The organism is Streptomyces ficellus (assembly GCF_030406405.1).
In the GTDB taxonomy this organism is placed as follows: Bacteria; Actinomycetota; Actinomycetes; order Streptomycetales; family Streptomycetaceae; genus Streptomyces; species Streptomyces ficellus_B.
This window is the reverse complement of sequence record NZ_JAUEPL010000009.1, coordinates 17,596-34,764: the sequence shown is the minus strand read 5'-3', so window position 1 is coordinate 34,764 and position 17,169 is coordinate 17,596. Positions and strand designations below refer to the sequence as shown.

Below are 17,169 nucleotides of genomic sequence, written 5' to 3'. Positions count from 1 at the left end.
CCGGCCCGCCCCTTTGTCGCGCGCTACTCCCGGGGCGTATGGGCAGGCGGGGCGCGGGTACCCGGACGCCGACCCGGGAGGTGACATGAACGACAAGACCCCACAGACGCCACAGTCCCAGCAGACCCCGCAGGACCGCGCCCGCAAGCGGGCCGAGGAGGAGCCCGGAGCCCACTCGGGCGCCGAGCGCCAGGCCGGCCGCCGCACCGTCCCCGGCACGGCGAGTGCCGCGGAGGGCTTCCGCCCCGACGAGGGAACGCAGGGCGGTGAACCGCTCAAGGGCGTGGAGGCCGACGAGAACGACGCCCACGGCCAGTAGCCGCGCCCATCCGAGGCGCGGGGGCGCGGGGGCGCGGTAAAGGGTCGTAAACCCCTGCGCACGCTGCGGACATGCGCGAGACCAGCGCCCTACTGCGGCGCACCGGTGACCATGGTCGCCCGCATGTGCTGCCTCCTGACGTGCCGCATATGACGGCCGGCGGCCTGCGGGCGTGCGGGTTTGTGGTCCTGCGGGCCTGCGGGCCTGCGGGCCTGCGGGCTTGTGGGGTCCTGCGCGCGCGTTGGGCTTACGGCTTGCGGGCGACCGCGCCGAACTGCGCGAGCTCCCTCGGCGCCGGCGACCGCCAGCTCGCGCATGACACGATGCCCGGCTCCAGGATCTCCAGGCCGTCCAGGAACGACGCGATCTCCTCGCGGCTGCGGGCGGTGATGGGCGGCGTGGCGTTCTTGTTCCAGAACTCCATCGCCTCCGCGTTGCCCTCACCACCCAGCTCCAGGGTCGGGTGGGTCAGGACGAGGTGGCTGCCGGACGGCATCGCGGCCATCAGCGTCCGTACGATCGACCGGGCCTCGTCAGTGTCGAGGACGAAGTTGAGGATGCCGAGCATCATCACGGCGACCGGCCGGCTCAGGTCGAGGGTCGGCTCGATGGCCGCGAGGATCCGGTCCGGGTGGTGCGCGTCCGCGTCGATGTACTCGGTCACGCCCTCGGCGGAACCGGTGAGCAGCGCGCGGGCGTGGGCGAGGACGATCGGGTCGTTGTCGACATACACGACCCGGGAGCCGGGCGCGATGCGCTGGGCGACCTCATGGGTGTTGTCGGCGGTGGGCAGGCCCGTGCCGATGTCCAGGAACTGCCGTACGCCCGCCTCGCCCGCCAGGTACGTCACGGCCCGGCCGAGGAACGCCCGGTCGGCGCGGGCCACTTCGCCGATGCTCGGGTACATGCTGACGACCTGGTCGCCGACCGCGCGGTCGACCGGGTAGTTGTCCTTGCCGCCGAGCCAGTAGTTCCAGACGCGGGCGTTGTGCGCGATGTCGGTGCGGATACTGCCGGTGCTGCCTGCCGTCACGTGCGTGTCCCCTTCAGTACGTCGCTCAGCGTGTCCACGCGATTGGTGGTGATCGCGTCCACCCCGCTCGCGATCAGCCTACGCATGGTCCTGCGGGTGTCGGCGGTCCAGGCCGAGACCAGTAGCCCGTCCTGGTGGACCCGGTCGGTCAGCGCCCGACTCACCAGCCCGAAGCGGTAGTTGAGCCAGCGCGGGGCGACCGCGTCGAGCAGGGCGGGACGGGGCGGCGCGAGCGTCGTCCAGGTGAGCGCGATCTCGGCGCCCGGGTCCGCGGCACGCACCAGCAGCATGGCGGCGCCACTGGAGCAGTAGTACACGCGGTCGCGGGCGCCGCAGTCGTGGACGGTGCCGACGATGGTGCGCACCGACTCCCCGGTGGCGCCCGGCAGGTCGATCATCACCCGGCGCTCGCCGGCGGCCAGCAGCGCGTCCTGCAGCGTCGGCACGCCCTCCGCGCCGGTCAGCTCCCGCACCTCCGCCAGGGTGAGGTGCGCGAGCGGCCGGTCCACGCCCCACAGCCGCTTGAGGGTGTCGTCGTGCAGGAGGACCGGGACGCCGTCGCGGGTGAGGCGTACGTCGATCTCGACCGCGTCCGCGCCGCGCCCGTACGCCGAGCGGATCGAGGCGAGTGTGTTCTCCCGGACGCGGTAGGGGTCCCCCCGGTGTCCCACGACGGTGACGGCGGACATCAGCGCCTCAGCCACTCGGTGGTGTAGCTGTCGATCTCGGCGGTGATCCTGGCCTTGCCCGCCGGGTCGAGGAACGACGCCTCGACGGCGTTCTTGGCGAGGGCGGCGACGCCCCGCTCGTCCAGGCCGAGGAGGCGGGCGGCGATCTCGTACTCGTGGTTGAGGTCGGTGCCGAACATCGGCGGGTCGTCGGAGTTGATGGTGACCAGCACGCCGGCGTCCACCATCTCCCTTATGGGGTGCTCGTCGAGGCGCGCCACGGCGCGGGTGGCGATGTTGGAGGTCGGACACACCTCCAGCGCGATGCGGTGCTCGGCCAGGTGCGCCAGCAGCTCCGGGTCCCGCGTGGCGCTGGTGCCGTGGCCGATGCGCTCGGCGCGCAGCTCGGTCAGGGCGTCCCAGACGGTCTGCGGGCCGGTGGTCTCCCCGGCGTGCGGGACGGAGTGCAGCCCGGCCGCGATGGCCCGGTCGAAGTATGGCTTGAACTGCGGGCGGGGCACACCGATCTCGGGGCCGCCGAGACCGAACGACACCAGGCCCTCGGGCCGCAGGTCCACCGCGAGCCGCGCCGTCTCCTCGGCGGCCTCCAGACCGGCCTCGCCGGGAATGTCGAAGCACCAGCGCAGGATCACGCCCAGCTCGGTCTCGGCCGCGAGGCGGGCGTCCTCGATGGCCGCCATGAACGCCTTCTCCTCGATACCGCGCCGGGTCGAGCTGAACGGCGTGACGGTCAGCTCCGCGTACCGGATGTTCTGCCGGGCCATGTCGCGGGCGACCTCGTACGTCAGCAGCCGCACGTCCTCCGGGGTGCGGATCAGGTCCACGACGGAGAGGTAGACCTCGATGAAGTGGGCGAAGTCGGTGAAGGTGAAGTAGTCGACCAGCGCCTCGGGGTCGGTGGGGACCTTCGAGTCGGGGTGGCGGGCCGCCAGTTCGGCGACGATCCGGGGAGAGGCGGAGCCCACGTGGTGGACATGCAGTTCCGCCTTGGGCAGCCCGGCGACGAAGGGGTGCAGATCGGTCATCGGTGTCCTCCGTATATGCGCGGCCGGGCTGGTCAGGGATCATCGTAGGGCGGCCGTTAGCATGAACGGACACGATGGGGGAGGCTCATGCCAGAGAAGAGTGATCCGAACGATCCGTGGGCTCCGCCGGAGAGCAGGCCGCCCCAGGACCGGGTCCCGCCGCAGCCCTACCCGACTGAGCCCTACCCGACGCAGCCGCCCCGGCCGGGTGTGCACGACCAGCCGACCATGACGTCGATGCCGGGCGGCGGACCCGGCGGTGAGGTCCCGCCGCCCCCGATCGCCCCGGGCGGCCCCGCACAGCCCACGCCGGGCACCTACGGCTACCCGGCGCCGACGCAGCCCACCGGGGCCTACGGCTACCCGGGCTACCCCGGCTACGGCACCGGTTACCAGACCGGATACAGCTCCTACGGTCAGGGCGGCTGGCAGCAGGCCCCGTCCAACGGCATGGGCATCACCGCGATGGTGCTCGGCATCGTCTCCCTCGTCCTGTTCTGCCTGTGGGGCCTGGGCATCATCCCCGGCATCATGGCGCTGATCTTCGGCATCATCGGTCGCAAGAAGGCCCAGCGCGGGGAGGCCGACAACAGCGGCATGGCGCTGGCGGGCATCATCCTGGGCTCGGTGGGCATCGCGGTCAGCGCCGCGTTCCTGAGCTTCCTGGTCTGGGCGGTCACCAACGAGGACTACCGGGACACGTACGAGGACGACCACAACTCGGACCCGTACAACACCTCCCTGGTGGTCACCACCCACCGCTGAGCCGCTGCACGGCGCCCTGTCCGGTGAAGCCGGTGGGGCGCCGCGCGCGGGCGGGGCCCTCAGGCGGTGACCCGCAGGCGCGTGCGGGCTTCCATCAGGGCGAAGCCCAGCAGGTTCAGGCCCCGCCACTGGGACGGGTCGTGCGCGCGGGCGTCGTCGGCGGCCAGGCCGATGCCCCAGACGCGGTCCACCGGGCTCGCCTCGACCAGCACCCGGTCACCCGTCGACAGCAGGAACGCCCGCAGCTGCGGATGCGCGGCGAACTTGTGCTCGCTGCCCGCCACCACGATGCCGAACCGCTCGCGCTCCCATATCGCCTCGTCGAAGCTGCGCACCAGCCGCCCCGCCTTCTTGGCGAGCGCCGGGTTCGGCGCCTCGACGGCCTGCCGCTCGGCGTCCGCGTCGCCGAAGAGCCGCGCCTTGGACGCCATCATCCAGTGCTCCGCCGTCGCGTACTCCACGCCGCCGACCGTGAACGGCGACGGCCACCACTGGCTCAGGCAGCTGGCACCGACCGTGCCGTCCCGCTTCGGTGTGTGGCCCCAGAAGTGCAGGAACTTCACGCGCTCGCCCCTGCTGACCTGCTCGATCAACTCGTCAATGCTCCCCATGCACGCCAGTCTGGCGGTCACCACTGACACTCCGTACGGAGATACCGGCGCCCACCCGACACATGGTCGACCGATTCCGTCGCGTAACCAAAAGGCAACAACGGAATCACTTGTTGCTCCTGGCTGGCTCTGTCAGGATCGGCACTCAATTCGAGCTGGGACAACGGAGAGCGTCATGGGCAACCGCTTCCAGGGACTGGACCGCTTCGCGGCCGGGGCGCAGTACATCGGCGGGCGGCTGCGGCCCGGTACATCGGGGCGCGGCCATACCGTCGTCGACCCCGCGACCGGCGACGACGTCCTCACGTACGCACTCGCCGGCAGCGCCGACGTGGACGCGGCCGTCGCCGCCGCCCGTGACGCGTTCCCCGGCTGGGCGGGTGCGACGCCCGCCGAGCGGTCGGAGGCGATGCACCGGTTCGCCGCCCGACTGGCGGAGCGCGCGGAGGAGTTCGCGCAGGCGGAGTCCCTCCAGTGCGGTAAGCCCATCAAGCTGACGCGCGAGTTCGACGTGCCCGGCACGGTCGACAACACCGCCTTCTTCGCCGGGGCCGCGCGCCACCTCCAGGGCCAGTCGGCCGGCGAGTACAGCGGCGACCACACCTCGTACATCCGCCGCGAACCCATCGGCGTCGTCGGTTCCATCGCGCCCTGGAACTATCCCCTCCAGATGGCCGCCTGGAAGGTCCTCCCGGCCATCGCCGCCGGCAACACCATCGTTCTCAAGCCCGCCGAACTCACCCCGCTCACCTCGCTGTTGTTCGCCCAGGCGGCCACCGAAGCCGGCATCCCGGACGGCGTCGTCAACATCGTCACCGGGGCGGGGAAGGAGGCGGGGGAGCACCTCGTCGGGCACCCGGCCGTCGCCATGACGTCGTTCACCGGCTCCACCGCCGTCGGCAAGCGGGTCGCCGAGATCGCCACCGCGACCGTCAAGCGCCTCCACCTCGAACTGGGCGGCAAGGCCCCCTTCGTCGTCTTCGACGACGCCGACCTGGAGGCCGCCGCCCACGGCGCGGTGGCCGGTGCCCTGATCAACACCGGCCAGGACTGCACCGCCGCCACGCGCGCGTACGTCCAACGGCCGCTGTACGACGCGTTCGTCACCGCCGTCGCCGACCTGATGGCGACCGTCCGCCTCGGCGACCCCTTCGACGAGAGCACCGACCTGGGCCCGCTCATCAGCCACGCCCAGCGTGACCGCGTCGCCGGCTTCGTGGACCGGGCCCGTTCGTACGCCACCGTCGTCACCGGCGGCGTCGCACCCCACAACGACGGCGCCTACTACCGGCCCACCCTCATCACGGGCGCCGCCCAGGACAGCGAGATCGTGCAAGCAGAGATCTTCGGCCCCGTCCTCGTCGTACTGCCCTTCGACAGCGACGAGGAGGGCCTGGCCCTGGCCAACGACACGCCCTACGGCCTCGCCGCCTCCGCCTGGACCCGTGACGTCTACCGCGCCGGCCGCGCCACCCGGGAGATCAAGGCGGGCTGCGTCTGGGTCAACGACCACATCCCGATCATCAGCGAGATGCCACACGGCGGCTACAAGGCGTCCGGCTTCGGAAAGGACATGTCGACGTACTCCTTCGAGGAGTACACGCAGGTCAAGCATGTGATGTACGACAACACGGCGGTCGCCAGGAAGGACTGGCACCGCACCGTCTTCGGCGACCGCTGACCCGCGACCGCTGACCCGCGACCGCTGACCCGCGACCGACAGCCCCGACCCGCCGCCGCCGAAAACAGCCGGCCCCGCACCCGCCCGCACCGAAAGGCACAGCGCATGGAGCAGTACGAGCCCGACAGCCTCTCCGCGGCACAGCTCGCCGCGATGCGGCGCAGCCTGACGAACGGCAGGGGAGCCCTCACCCGCCGCTCCCTCCTGCGCGCCTCGGGCGTCGGCGCGCTCACGGTCGGCGGGCTCGCCTCCTTGAGCGCCTGCGGCATCCCGCCCGCCAAGCGGGAGGGCGAGGGGCCCGCCTCCACCGACTACTCGGCCAGGGAGAAGCAGCTCAACTTCTCCAACTGGACGCAGTACATCGACATCAGCGACGACGAGAAGCACCGCCCCACCCTGGAGGCGTTCACCAAGCGCACCGGCATCCAGGTCAAGTACACCGAGGACATCAACGACAACGTCGAGTTCTTCGGCAAGATCAAGCCTCAGCTCGCCGCGGGCCAGGACACCGGACGCGACCTGATCTGCGTCACCGACTGGCTCGCCGCCCGCATCATCCGGCTCGGCTGGGCCCAGAAGCTCGACCCGGCCAACCTCCCCCACGCCTACGCCAACCTCTCCGCCCAGTTCCGCCGCCCCGACTGGGACCCGGGCCGGGCCCACTCGTACCCCTGGACCGGCATCTCCACGGTCATCGCGTACAACACCAAGGCCACCGGCGGCCGCAAGGTCGACTCCGTCACGCAGCTGCTCGACGACCCCAAGCTCAAGGGCCGGGTCGCGTTCCTGTCGGAGATGCGCGACTCGGTCGGCATGACCCTCCTGGACATGGGCAAGGACCCCGGGACGTTCACCGACGCCGACTTCGACGCGGCGGTCGGCCGCCTCCAGAAGGGTGTCGCCACCCAGCAGATCCGCCGCTTCACCGGCAACGACTACACCGGCGACCTCAACAAGGGCGACCTGGCCGCCTGCCTCGCCTGGGCCGGTGACGTCATCCAGCTCCAGGCCGACAACCCCGACATCCAGTTCGCGATCCCGGCGGCCGGCTACATCACCTCCAGCGACAACCTCCTCGTCCCCGCCAAGGCCCGGCACAAGACCAACGCCGAAAAGCTCATCGACTACTACTACGAGCTCCCGGTCGCCGCCCGGCTCGCCGCGTACATCAACTACGTCTGCCCGGTCGAGGGCGTACGCGAGGAACTCGCCAGGATCGACCCGGCGCTGGCCTCCAACACCCTGATCCTCCCGGACAAGGCGATGGCCGCGAAGTCGCGCGCCTTCCGCTCCCTCAGCAGCGAGGAAGAGACCGCGTACGAGGAGAAGTTCGCCAAGCTCATCGGTGCCTGAGCCGCCGTCCACACCCCCCGAGAACCTGGGATCGCAACCCATGACTGACACGAACACCGGCGGCGACGTCCGTCTCACCGGGATCAGCAAGACGTACGGCTCCTTCACCGCCGTCCACCCCCTCGACCTGACCGTCCCGCAGGGCTCCTTCTTCGCCCTCCTCGGCGCCTCCGGCTGCGGCAAGACCACCACCCTGCGGATGATCGCCGGGCTCGAGGAACCCACCACGGGCACCGTCTTCCTCGGCGACAAGGACGTCACCGACCTCCCCCCGTACAAGCGGCCCGTCAACACGGTCTTCCAGTCCTACGCCCTCTTCCCGCACCTCGACATCCACGAGAACGTCGCCTTCGGCCTGCGCCGGCGCGGCGTCAGGTCCGTGGAGAAGCAGGTCGGCGAGATGCTGGACCTCGTCCAGCTCGGCGACTACGCCAGGCGCAAGCCGCACCAGCTCTCCGGCGGCCAGCAGCAGCGCGTCGCCGTCGCCCGCGCGCTCATCAACCACCCCCAGGTGCTGCTGCTCGACGAACCGCTCGGCGCCCTCGACCTCAAACTGCGCCGCCAGATGCAGCTGGAGCTCAAGCGCATCCAGACCGAGGTCGGCATCACCTTCATCCACGTCACCCATGACCAGGAGGAGGCCATGACCATGGCCGACACGGTCGCGGTGATGAACGGCGGCCGGGTCGAGCAACTGGGCGCACCCGCCGAGCTCTACGAGAACCCGCGCACCACCTTCGTCGCCAACTTCCTCGGGACGTCGAACCTCATCGAGGCAGCGGTGGCCGAGGGGCGCGGGGCGGCGTCCGACATCGTCGTGACGGCCGGCGGCGGCACGCTGCGGCTGCCCGCCGACCGGTGCGGCGCCCCCACCACCACCGGCGGCAAACTGCTGGTCGGCGTCCGCCCGGAGAAGATCTCGCTCGTCCACGCCGACGACGCGGGCGCGATCGCCGCCGGACGCAACCAGGTCACCGGCCGGATCGTCGACACCTCCTTCTTCGGCGTCTCCACGCAGTACGTCATCGACAGCCCCGCCGGCTCCGGCCTCCAGGTGTACGAGCAGAACATCGAGCGCGACTCCCGCCTCGCCCCCGGCGCCGAGGTCGTCCTGCACTGGAACCCGGCGCACACCTTCGGGCTCGACGCCGCCCAGGACATCCAGGCGGGCGTGGAGACGGTGGAGGACGCCACATGACCGCGACCCTGACGGCCGCCGAAAAGACCGCCGCAGAGCCCGTCGTCCGCACGACAGCGACCCGCAAGCGGCTCGTCCCGTACTGGCTGCTCCTGCCCGGCGTCCTCTGGCTGCTCGTCTTCTTCGCGCTGCCGATGGTCTACCAGGCCTCGACCTCCGTACAGACCGGTTCCCTGGAGCGGGGATTCGAGGTCACCTGGCACTTCTCGACCTACTGGGAGGCCCTGGCCGACTACTGGCCGCAGTTCGTCCGGTCCCTGCTGTACGCCGGCACCGCCACCGTGCTGTGCCTGATCCTCGGCTACCCGCTCGCCTACCTCATCGCCTTCAAGGCGGGCCGCTGGCGCAACCTGCTGCTCGTCCTCGTCATCGCGCCGTTCTTCACCAGCTTCCTCATCCGTACGCTGGCGTGGAAGACGATCCTCGCGGACGGCGGCGCGGTCGTCGGCGCCCTCGACGCGCTGCGCGTGCTCGACGTCACGACCGCGCTCGGCTGGACCCAGGGCGACCGCCTGCTCGCCACGCCCCTGGCCGTCGTGTGCGGCCTCACGTACAACTTCCTGCCGTTCATGATCCTGCCCCTCTACACCTCCCTGGAGCGGATCGACGGCCGGCTGCACGAGGCCGCCAAGGACCTGTACGCCTCCCCCGCCACCACCTTCCGCAAGGTGACCTTCCCGCTGTCCATGCCGGGCGTCGTCTCCGGCACGCTGCTCACCTTCATCCCGGCGAGCGGTGACTACGTCAACGCCGAGCTGCTCGGCTCGACCGACACCAAGATGGTCGGCAACGTCATCCAGTCGCAGTTCCTGCGGGTGCTGGACTATCCGACGGCGGCCGCGCTGTCCTTCATCCTGATGGCGATCGTGCTGATCATGGTCACCGTCTACATCCGCCGGGCCGGAACGGAGGACCTCGTCTGATGGTTCGTTGGATACGGCGCAATCTGGTCGTCCTCGCGGGGCTGCTGACCCTCGCGTACCTGGTCCTGCCGAACGTCATCGTGATGGTGTTCTCGTTCAACAAGCCGGCGGGGCGTTTCAACTACACCTGGCGGGAGTTCTCCACCGACGCCTGGCGCGACCCCTGCGGCGTCGCCGACCTGTGCGGCTCGCTCACGCTGTCGCTCCAGATCGCCGCCTGGGCGACGCTCGGAGCCACCGTCCTCGGCACGATGATCGCCTTCGCGCTGGTCCGCTACCGCTTCCGGGCGCGCGGCGCGGTCAACTCGCTGATCTTCCTGCCGATGTCCATGCCGGAGGTCGTCATGGCCGCCTCCCTGCTCACGCTCTTCCTCAACATGGGCGCCGAGCTGGGCTTCTGGACCGTGCTCATCGCGCACATCATGTTCTGCCTGAGTTTCGTGGTCGTGGCCGTCAAGGCGCGCGTGATGTCCATGGACCCGCGCCTGGAGGAGGCCGCGCGCGACCTGTACGCGGGACCGGCGCAGACCTTCCTGCGGGTCACCCTGCCGATCGCCGCGCCCGGTATCGCGGCCGGCGCGCTGCTCGCCTTCGCCCTGTCGTTCGACGACTTCATCATCACCAACTTCAACGCGGGCTCCACCGTCACCTTCCCCATGTTCGTGTGGGGCTCGGCGCAGCGCGGCACCCCCGTACAGATCAACGTCATCGGCACGGCGATGTTCGTCATCGCGGTCCTGGTGGTCGTCGCCGGGCAGGTCGCGGCCGGCCGCCGGAAGCGCGACACCGTCCGTTGAGTTCCTGAAGGAGTGGGAAACCATGGCCGCAGCCGCCATGCGTACCGTCGCACCATCACTCATGGACGCCCAGCCCGTCCCCTTCTGGCTGGACGACCCCGGCAAGCCCGGGGCGCTGCCCGCGCTCACCGGAACCGAGCACTGCGACCTGCTGGTCGTCGGCGGCGGTTACAGCGGCCTGTGGACCGCGCTCCTCGCCAAGGAGCGCGACCCCGGGCGGGACGTCGTCCTGATCGAGGGGCGGGAGGCGGGCTGGGCCGCCTCCGGCCGCAACGGCGGCTTCTGCGCCGCCTCCCTCACCCACGGCTTCGGCAATGGACTGGCCCGCTGGCCCGACGAGCTGGCCAGGCTCGAAGAGCTGGGCGGAAAGAACCTCGACGCGATCGAGGCGGCCGTCGCCACGTACGGCATCGACTGCGACTTCGAGCGCACCGGCGAGATCGACGTCGCCACGCAGCCGCACCAGATGGCGGAGCTGAAGGAGATGCACGAGGCGGCCGACCGGCTCGGTCTCGCGGACGGGCTGGAGCTCCTCGACCGGGACGCCGTCCGCGCCCAGGTCGACTCGCCGACCTTCCTCGGCGGGCTGTGGGACCGGCGCGGCGTCGCCATGCTCAACCCCGCCAAGCTGGCGTGGGGCCTCAAGCGGGCCTGCGTCGAGCGGGGCGTACGGATCTACGAGAACACCCGGGGCCTGGAGCTGGCGCGCGCGGGCGCGGGCATGGCCGTCCGCACACCCTACGGGCGGGTCTTCGCCCGGCACGTCGCGCTCGGCACCAATGTGTTCCCGTCGCTGGTCAAGCGGGTGCGCCCCTACACGGTCCCGGTGTACGACTACGCCCTGATGACCGAGCCGCTGACGGATGAGCAACTGGAGTCCATCGGCTGGAAGAACCGCCAGGGCCTCGGCGACAGCGCCAACCAGTTCCACTACTTCCGGCTCAGCGCCGACAACCGCGTCCTGTGGGGCGGTTACGACGCGGTCTATCCCTTCGGCGGCCGGATGCGGGCCGAGCTGGACCACCGCCCGGAGACCTACCTCAAGCTCGCCGAGCACTTCTTCCGCTGCTTCCCGCAGCTGGAGGGCCTGCGGTTCAGCCATGCGTGGGGCGGCGCGATCGACACCTGCTCGCGCTTCTCGGCGTTCTTCGGTACGGCCCACCGGGGCAGGGTCGCGTACGCGGCGGGCTTCACCGGCCTCGGCGTCGGTGCCACGCGCTTCGGCGCCGAGGTGATGCTCGACCTGCTGTCGGGCGAGAGGACCGAGCGTACGGAGCTGACGATGGTGCGCTCCAAGCCCCTGCCGTTCCCGCCGGAGCCGATCGCCTGGGCGGGCATCGGGCTGACCACGTGGTCGCTGGCCCGCGCCGACGCCCATGGTGGCCGGCGCAATCTGTGGCTGAGGACGCTGGACCGGCTGGGGCTGGGTTTCGACAGCTGAGGGCGGCCGGTGCCTCCGGTGCGGCGCTGTTCACTGGGTGCGCCGGGTGCGCGCCCCCTGGCCGACCCTTCGCACCACCGTGGCACGGCCGAACCCGCGTAACGATCCGTCTCGTCCCCGCTCTCCCCGTGTGAACGCACTGCCCGCCCGGGCAGTCACCGACACGGACATGGAGGCGACGGGCGATGACTGGTTCGGGGGCCAAGGCGGCGGTGGAGTGGCTGGCAGCGGTGGCGCCGGATCCCGACGCCTGCCGGTGGGAGTGGGAGCGCAGCCCCCTGGGCGTGGCGCTCCTGCCCGCCGGCCGGCGCTGGGACGTGCTGATCGTCCAGGCGGAGCTCGGCTACCCGGCCCTCGACGTGCTGGCGCGCCTCGTCGACCGTCCCGGCCCGGTCCTCGCCGATGCCGGTGACGCGCGCATGGGCTTCTTCGTCCCGGCGGGCACCGCCGCGCGCTGGGTAGGCACCGGCATGCGGGCCGCCGGGCGCGGCACCTGGATCGCCGTCCCCTACCCGGGCCGGGTGACCGGCGCGGCCCGCTGGCTCGTCCTCCCGGACGGCACGGGCACGCTGACCGCCCCACCGCTGCTGGAGCTGGCCCTGCACGAGGCAGCGGCGCACCTGGCGAAGCGCCGGGAGTGAGGCGACGGGGACGGTCAGTGGCCGGGGGGTGGGGGAGGGGACCGAGGGCCGTCACCGGCCGCGCGGGGAGGAGACCGAGGCGGCGTCAGCGGGTGCGGGGGCCGGTCGCCAACAGCAGCACGAGCAGCAGGCACAGGCACCCGCTGCCCAGCACATCCAGCGGCCAGTGGTAACCGCGCAGCACGAGGCCGGTGCCCGTGGCCACCGTCAGCAGGGCGGCGAGCGGCACCAGGCGCCGGTGGACCAGCAGCGCCGCGCCGCAGTACGCCACCATCGCCGTGGCCGTGTGCCCCGACGGGTAGTAGCCCGTCTCGGGCGTCAGCGGCCCCGGGCGGTCGATCAGCAGCTTGAGCGGGACGACCAGCGCCGGTACGAGGGCCATGGCGAGCCCCGCGTACAGGGCCTGGGCGCGGCGGCCGCGCCACACCGCGTACGCCATCGCGACGGCCAGGACGGGGACGGCGACCTGCGTGTTGCCGAGGTCGGCGAGGAACTCCGTGAGGGGTGTGGGCCCGCGGCCCGCCAGCGCGCGGCTCGCACGCTCGTCCAGCCGGGCGAGGGGCCCGGCGACGAGCACTTGCCAGGTGACGACCGCGAAGAGAGCCGTGGCGGCCGCGGGGAGGAGGAAAACCGGCCGCCCCGGAACAGGGGGGGTTGTTCCGGGGCGGCCGTCCGGACCGGTGTGCCGCGCGCCCCGGGGGGTGTGGGGCGGGCGACCGTCCGATCGGTGAGGAGTGCCAGAGCCGGAGGCTCCAGTGGTGTGCGCGAGGGCACGACCAGGACGACGCTGGGGAAGCTCCGCCCTGGAGTCGCCCGCAGTCCCCTGCGGGCGGGGTGTTTCTCTCATCTGCGGAAGACCGTACGACAGAAGCCGGGGGGCCAACAGCCGGATCTCCATCCCGCCATTGGCCCCCCACCGCTTCTTCACAACCGGTCGCGCCGCGTCAGCGTCACAGGCGGGCGAACGCGGTTTCGATGATGTCCAGGCCCTCGTTGAGGAGGTCCTCGCCGATGACCAGCGGCGGCAGGAAGCGCAGGACGTTGCCATAGGTGCCACAGGTCAGGACCAGCAGCCCCTCGGCGTGGCAGGCCTTGGCCAGCGCGCCGGCGGCCTCCGGGTTCGGCTCCTTGGTCGCCGGGTCCTTGACCAGCTCGATCGCGATCATGGCGCCACGGCCACGGATGTCACCGACGATCTCGAACTTCTCCCGCATGGCGGAGAGACGGCCCTTCATGACCTCCTCGATGCGCTTGGCCTTGCCGTTGAGGTCCAGCTCGCGCATCGTCTCGATGGCGCCGAGCGCACCGGCGCAGGCCACCGGGTTACCGCCGTACGTGCCGCCCAGGCCGCCACCGTGCACGGCGTCCATGATCTCGGCGCGGCCGGTGACGGCGGCGAGCGGCAGACCGCCCGCGATGCCCTTGGCCGTGGTGATCAGGTCCGGGACGATGCCCTCGTCCTCGCACGCGAACCACTGGCCGGTACGGCAGAAGCCCGACTGGATCTCGTCCGCGACGAAGACGATGCCGTTGTCCTTGGCGAACTGGCTGATCGCGGGCAGGAAGCCCTTGGCCGGCTCGATGAAGCCGCCCTCACCGAGCACCGGCTCGATGATGATCGCGGCGACGTTGTCGGCGCCGACCTGCTTGCTGATCTGGTCGATCGCCTGCGCGGCGGCCTCGGGCCCGCAGTTCTCCGGGCCGGTCGGCCAGCGGTAGCCGTAGGCGACCGGGACGCGGTAGACCTCGGGCGCGAACGGCCCGAAGCCGTGCTTGTACGGCATGTTCTTGGCGGTCAGCGCCATCGTCAGGTTCGTACGGCCGTGGTAGCCGTGGTCGAAGACGACGACGGCCTGGCGCTTGGTGTACGAGCGGGCGATCTTCACCGCGTTCTCGACGGCCTCGGCACCGCTGTTGAACAGCGCCGACTTCTTGGCGTGGTCGCCCGGCGTCAGCTCGGCGAGCTGCTCACAGACCTCGACGTAGCCCTCGTACGGCGTGACCATGAAACACGTGTGCGTGAAGTCCTGGAGCTGGGCGCTCGCCCGGCGTACGACCGCCTCGGCGGACGCGCCGACCGAGGTCACGGCGATGCCGGAACCGAAGTCGATGAGGCGGTTGCCGTCGACGTCCTCGATGATGCCGCCACCGGCGCGGGTCGTGAAGACCGGCAGCACGGAGCCCACACCACCGGCGACCGCGGCGGTACGGCGGGCCTGAAGCTCCTGCGACTTCGGGCCGGGAATGGCGGTGACGACGCGGCGCTCCTGCGGGATTTCGGTCATGCGGGGCTCCTGGGTGGGGTCTTTCGGACGCTGCTTGCCTTTCTTCCGCAGGCTAGGCGGGGTGAAGGGGTGCGGGCATGCTCCGTTAGGGAGTGGTGGGGGGTGTGTCCTTGTCCGGGACGGACATAGGACGGTGCGTTCGCGTGGGCCGGGTGCCGGTCGTCTGCTGCCGGTGGGTGGGGGACCGCATGGCGCCCGCGGGCAGGACGTTCCCGCAACACGCGGGCGCGGACACTACATTGACGGGGCACGGACGCGCGGACCTGGCTGGTCAGGGGGCAGGGGTTCATGGACACCGACGGTACGTACGAGGCACGGCGCAGCCACGTCGAGAAGCCGCCCGTGCCGCCCCCGCCCCGGCACGCCCCCGCGCCCGCCACCGGCGGTACCGCGCAGTGGCTGCGCACGCCGCGCCCGGCGGCCGAGCCCGGGGTGTGGCGGTTCGGGCACCGGCCGCGTCCGGCGGAGGAGCCGGAGACGGTGCCCGCGCGGCGGCTGTTCGCCGGGGCGGTCATCACCCTGCTCAGCGGCTGGCTCCTGTGGTCACTGCTCTGGAACGGGTACCTGGGCCACTACTGGCTCTGGCCCCTCCTGGTGCTCACCCCGGACGAGTGGCGTACGCAGCCGGGTACGTGGGCCACGGCCAGCTACGTGTACTACGCCGTCGTCGGCGGCGGCCTGCTGGTGTTCTTCGCGCGGATCGGCCACGTCCCCGAGATCTGGCGCCGGTACGCCAAGAAGAAGGACGCCCCGCCCCCGCCGCCACCCCCCGGCGCCGACCCCGTCGACTGGCCCGAGCTGCGGGAGGCCGGGCTCACCGAGGCCGCCGCACGGCTCGCCGAGGCCACCCGCTCCGGGGCGCTGCGCGATGTGGACTACGCCCGCATCCGGCGGGCCTGGCAGGGCGTACGGACGCACCCGGAGCGGCTCGCCGCGTTCACCGACGCCGTGCGCGCCCAGGGGCCCGCCGCGTGCGCCCACCCCTCGGGCGTCCGCGACCTGCCGGTGCGCACCGCCGCGCACGACCTGGCCACCGCCCAGGTGCGGATCGGCACGGCCGCCGACCACCCCCGTAACCCCTACTCCCGGCGGACGACCGGCGTCGCGCTGGGGCCGGACGTGCTCGGAACCTCCCTGCTGGCCGTGGGACCGGCCGGGTCGGGCAAGACCGTGCGGCTCACCCGGCCGGTCACCGAGTCGCTGTGCCTCCAGGCGCTCGCCAACCGCGCGGCCGTCGTCGCGGTGAGCGCGCAGGGCACGGCGCTGGCGCCCGACGAGGCGTTCGACGTCGTCGTACGGGTCGGCCGGCCCGACTCGACGCACGACCTCGACCTGTACGGCGGCGCCGACGACCCGGACGAGGCCGCCCGGATGCTCGCCGAGGCCCTGGTCGGCGACCTGGTCCCGGACAGCCGCCGCGCCGCGACCGCGCTGGCCCAGCTCATCGGCCCCTACCGCGCCGCCCACGGCCACTTCCCCGCCGTACCGGAGCTGCGCGAGCTGCTCGGCGGGGCGCCCAAGGCGCTGGCCGAGCTGCGCGAAGCCGTCGCCGGTGACCCGGCGCAGCTGCGTGAGCTCGACGCACGGCAGCGGCAGGCCGAGCGCGGCGATGACGTCGGGATGCTGCTCGCGGAGCGGATCGCGTTCCTCGACCGCCCCGCGTTCGCCCGGTTCTTCCGCACGGACGGGGTGGGGCGGCGGTTCTCGCCGCGGGCCATCGAGCACCCGCTGCGCGTGCGCGTCGACCTGCCCGAGCGGGGTCACGCCGAGGCGTCCCGGATCGTGGCGCGGCTGCTGCTCGCCCAGTTCACCGAGGCGGCCCTGACCCGCGCGGACCGCTCGCTGTTCGCCTGCCTGGTGCTGGACGACGCGACGTACACGGTCACCGCCGACTCCGTACGCGCCATTCAGCGGCTGCGCTCCGCGCACGCGGGGGTCGTGCTGGCGCTGCGCACCCTGGAGGACGTGCCGGAGGCGCTGCGCGGGCCGCTGCTGGGCGCGGTCGGGTGCCGGATGGCGTTCGCGGGGATCGGGTCCTGGGACGGCGGGCGGTTCGCGGAGACGTGGGGCACCGAGTGGGTGCAGACCCGGGACGTCACCAACCGGCAGATCATCTCCGACGAGCCGCTCACCAAGGCGCTGCACTTCCTGCGCCGCCTGGTGACCGGCCGCGCGGCCACGGCCGAGGCCGTGACGGTACGGGAGGTCGAACGGCAGCGCTGGTCCGCGTCGGATCTGGCGCACGCGGTGCCCGCCGGGCATGCCGTACTGTCCCTGACCGACGTACGGGGGGAACACGCCCCTCCGCTTCTGGTCGACCTGAAGACCTGAGCGACGGCCGGGACGTGACGTGCCGGGACGTGACAACCTGGCAGAATTGAGGGGAGCCGTTCATACGGGACGGCGAA

The 17,169-nt window shown here is 71.9% G+C and carries 16 protein-coding genes; 10 read left to right on the top strand and 6 right to left on the bottom strand.

All coding sequences use genetic code 11. From position 1 onward, the window contains the following. Window positions 1-85 precede the first annotated feature (85 nt). Window positions 86-319: a hypothetical protein gene (locus tag QWM81_RS09120; RefSeq protein WP_290111243.1), complete on the top strand. Its 234-nt coding sequence runs from the start codon at window positions 86-88 to the stop codon at window positions 317-319. A gap of 247 nt (window positions 320-566) precedes the next feature. On the opposite strand, the gene QWM81_RS09115 is transcribed toward QWM81_RS09120, so the two are convergent. From QWM81_RS09115 to QWM81_RS09105, 3 genes are read right to left on the bottom strand one after another with little or no spacing between them, the layout of a single operon-like run. Further along, on the bottom strand, window positions 567-1,352 hold the full coding sequence (locus QWM81_RS09115) for an SAM-dependent methyltransferase (protein WP_290111241.1): 786 nt from the start codon (window positions 1,350-1,352) through the stop codon (window positions 567-569). Next, complete coding sequence (locus QWM81_RS09110) at window positions 1,349-2,041, bottom strand: glycerophosphodiester phosphodiesterase (protein WP_290111240.1); 693 nt, start codon at window positions 2,039-2,041, stop codon at window positions 1,349-1,351. The genes QWM81_RS09115 and QWM81_RS09110 overlap by 4 nt, the downstream gene beginning before the upstream one ends. Beyond that, window positions 2,041-3,066, bottom strand: coding sequence for an adenosine deaminase (locus tag QWM81_RS09105; RefSeq protein ID WP_290111239.1), 1,026 nt, complete (start codon window positions 3,064-3,066; stop codon window positions 2,041-2,043). Before QWM81_RS09105 ends, QWM81_RS09110 begins: the two co-directional genes overlap by 1 nt. A gap of 87 nt (window positions 3,067-3,153) precedes the next feature. Between QWM81_RS09105 and QWM81_RS09100 the strand changes: the two genes are divergently transcribed. Continuing rightward, window positions 3,154-3,831: a DUF4190 domain-containing protein gene (locus tag QWM81_RS09100; RefSeq protein WP_290111238.1), complete on the top strand. Its 678-nt coding sequence runs from the start codon at window positions 3,154-3,156 to the stop codon at window positions 3,829-3,831. Window positions 3,832-3,890: 59 nt separating this feature from the next. On the opposite strand, the gene ybiA is transcribed toward QWM81_RS09100, so the two are convergent. Next, window positions 3,891-4,442 carry a riboflavin biosynthesis intermediates N-glycosidase gene (gene ybiA, locus QWM81_RS09095; RefSeq protein WP_290111237.1) on the bottom strand — a complete coding sequence of 184 codons (552 nt, stop codon included), beginning with the start codon at window positions 4,440-4,442 and terminating at the stop codon, window positions 3,891-3,893. A 175-nt stretch (window positions 4,443-4,617) separates the two neighbouring features. Here ybiA and QWM81_RS09090 point away from each other — a divergent pair, with 175 nt between their 5' ends. The 7 genes from QWM81_RS09090 (at window position 4,618) to QWM81_RS09060 (ending at window position 12,476) form a co-directional block, all read left to right on the top strand. Continuing rightward, window positions 4,618-6,123, top strand: a complete 1,506-nt coding sequence (locus QWM81_RS09090) for a gamma-aminobutyraldehyde dehydrogenase (protein WP_290111236.1) — start codon at window positions 4,618-4,620, stop codon at window positions 6,121-6,123. A 105-nt stretch (window positions 6,124-6,228) separates the two neighbouring features. Next, a complete protein-coding gene (locus QWM81_RS09085; RefSeq protein WP_290111235.1) occupies window positions 6,229-7,476 on the top strand; it encodes a polyamine ABC transporter substrate-binding protein in 1,248 nt (415 codons plus the stop codon). A 40-nt stretch (window positions 7,477-7,516) separates the two neighbouring features. After that, a complete protein-coding gene (locus QWM81_RS09080) occupies window positions 7,517-8,674 on the top strand; it encodes an ABC transporter ATP-binding protein (RefSeq protein WP_290111234.1) in 1,158 nt (385 codons plus the stop codon). After that, window positions 8,671-9,597 (top strand): ABC transporter permease, encoded by a 927-nt coding sequence (locus QWM81_RS09075; RefSeq protein ID WP_290111233.1) that lies wholly within the window; start codon window positions 8,671-8,673, stop codon window positions 9,595-9,597. Before QWM81_RS09080 ends, QWM81_RS09075 begins: the two co-directional genes overlap by 4 nt. After that, the gene (locus QWM81_RS09070; RefSeq protein WP_290111232.1) at window positions 9,597-10,394 is read left to right on the top strand and encodes an ABC transporter permease; all 798 of its coding nucleotides are present in this window, start codon (window positions 9,597-9,599) and stop codon (window positions 10,392-10,394) included. The genes QWM81_RS09075 and QWM81_RS09070 overlap by 1 nt, the downstream gene beginning before the upstream one ends. Window positions 10,395-10,416: 22 nt before the next feature. Next, window positions 10,417-11,835: an NAD(P)/FAD-dependent oxidoreductase gene (locus tag QWM81_RS09065; RefSeq protein WP_290111231.1), complete on the top strand. Its 1,419-nt coding sequence runs from the start codon at window positions 10,417-10,419 to the stop codon at window positions 11,833-11,835. Window positions 11,836-12,020: 185 nt separating this feature from the next. After that, on the top strand, window positions 12,021-12,476 hold the full coding sequence (locus QWM81_RS09060) for a hypothetical protein (protein ID WP_290111230.1): 456 nt from the start codon (window positions 12,021-12,023) through the stop codon (window positions 12,474-12,476). Between the two features lie 85 nt (window positions 12,477-12,561). Here QWM81_RS09060 and QWM81_RS09055 read toward each other — a convergent pair whose 3' ends face one another. Next, window positions 12,562-13,323: a phosphatase PAP2 family protein gene (locus QWM81_RS09055; RefSeq protein WP_290111229.1), complete on the bottom strand. Its 762-nt coding sequence runs from the start codon at window positions 13,321-13,323 to the stop codon at window positions 12,562-12,564. A 103-nt stretch (window positions 13,324-13,426) separates the two neighbouring features. After that, entirely contained in the window at window positions 13,427-14,761 is a 1,335-nt protein-coding gene (gabT, locus tag QWM81_RS09050; RefSeq protein ID WP_290111228.1) for a 4-aminobutyrate--2-oxoglutarate transaminase, read from the bottom strand. 288 nt (window positions 14,762-15,049) lie between these two features. On the opposite strand from gabT, the gene QWM81_RS09045 reads away from it, so the two are divergent. Then, the gene (locus tag QWM81_RS09045; protein ID WP_290111227.1) at window positions 15,050-17,092 is read left to right on the top strand and encodes a type IV secretory system conjugative DNA transfer family protein; all 2,043 of its coding nucleotides are present in this window, start codon (window positions 15,050-15,052) and stop codon (window positions 17,090-17,092) included. The last annotated feature ends 77 nt before the right edge of the window (window positions 17,093-17,169 follow it).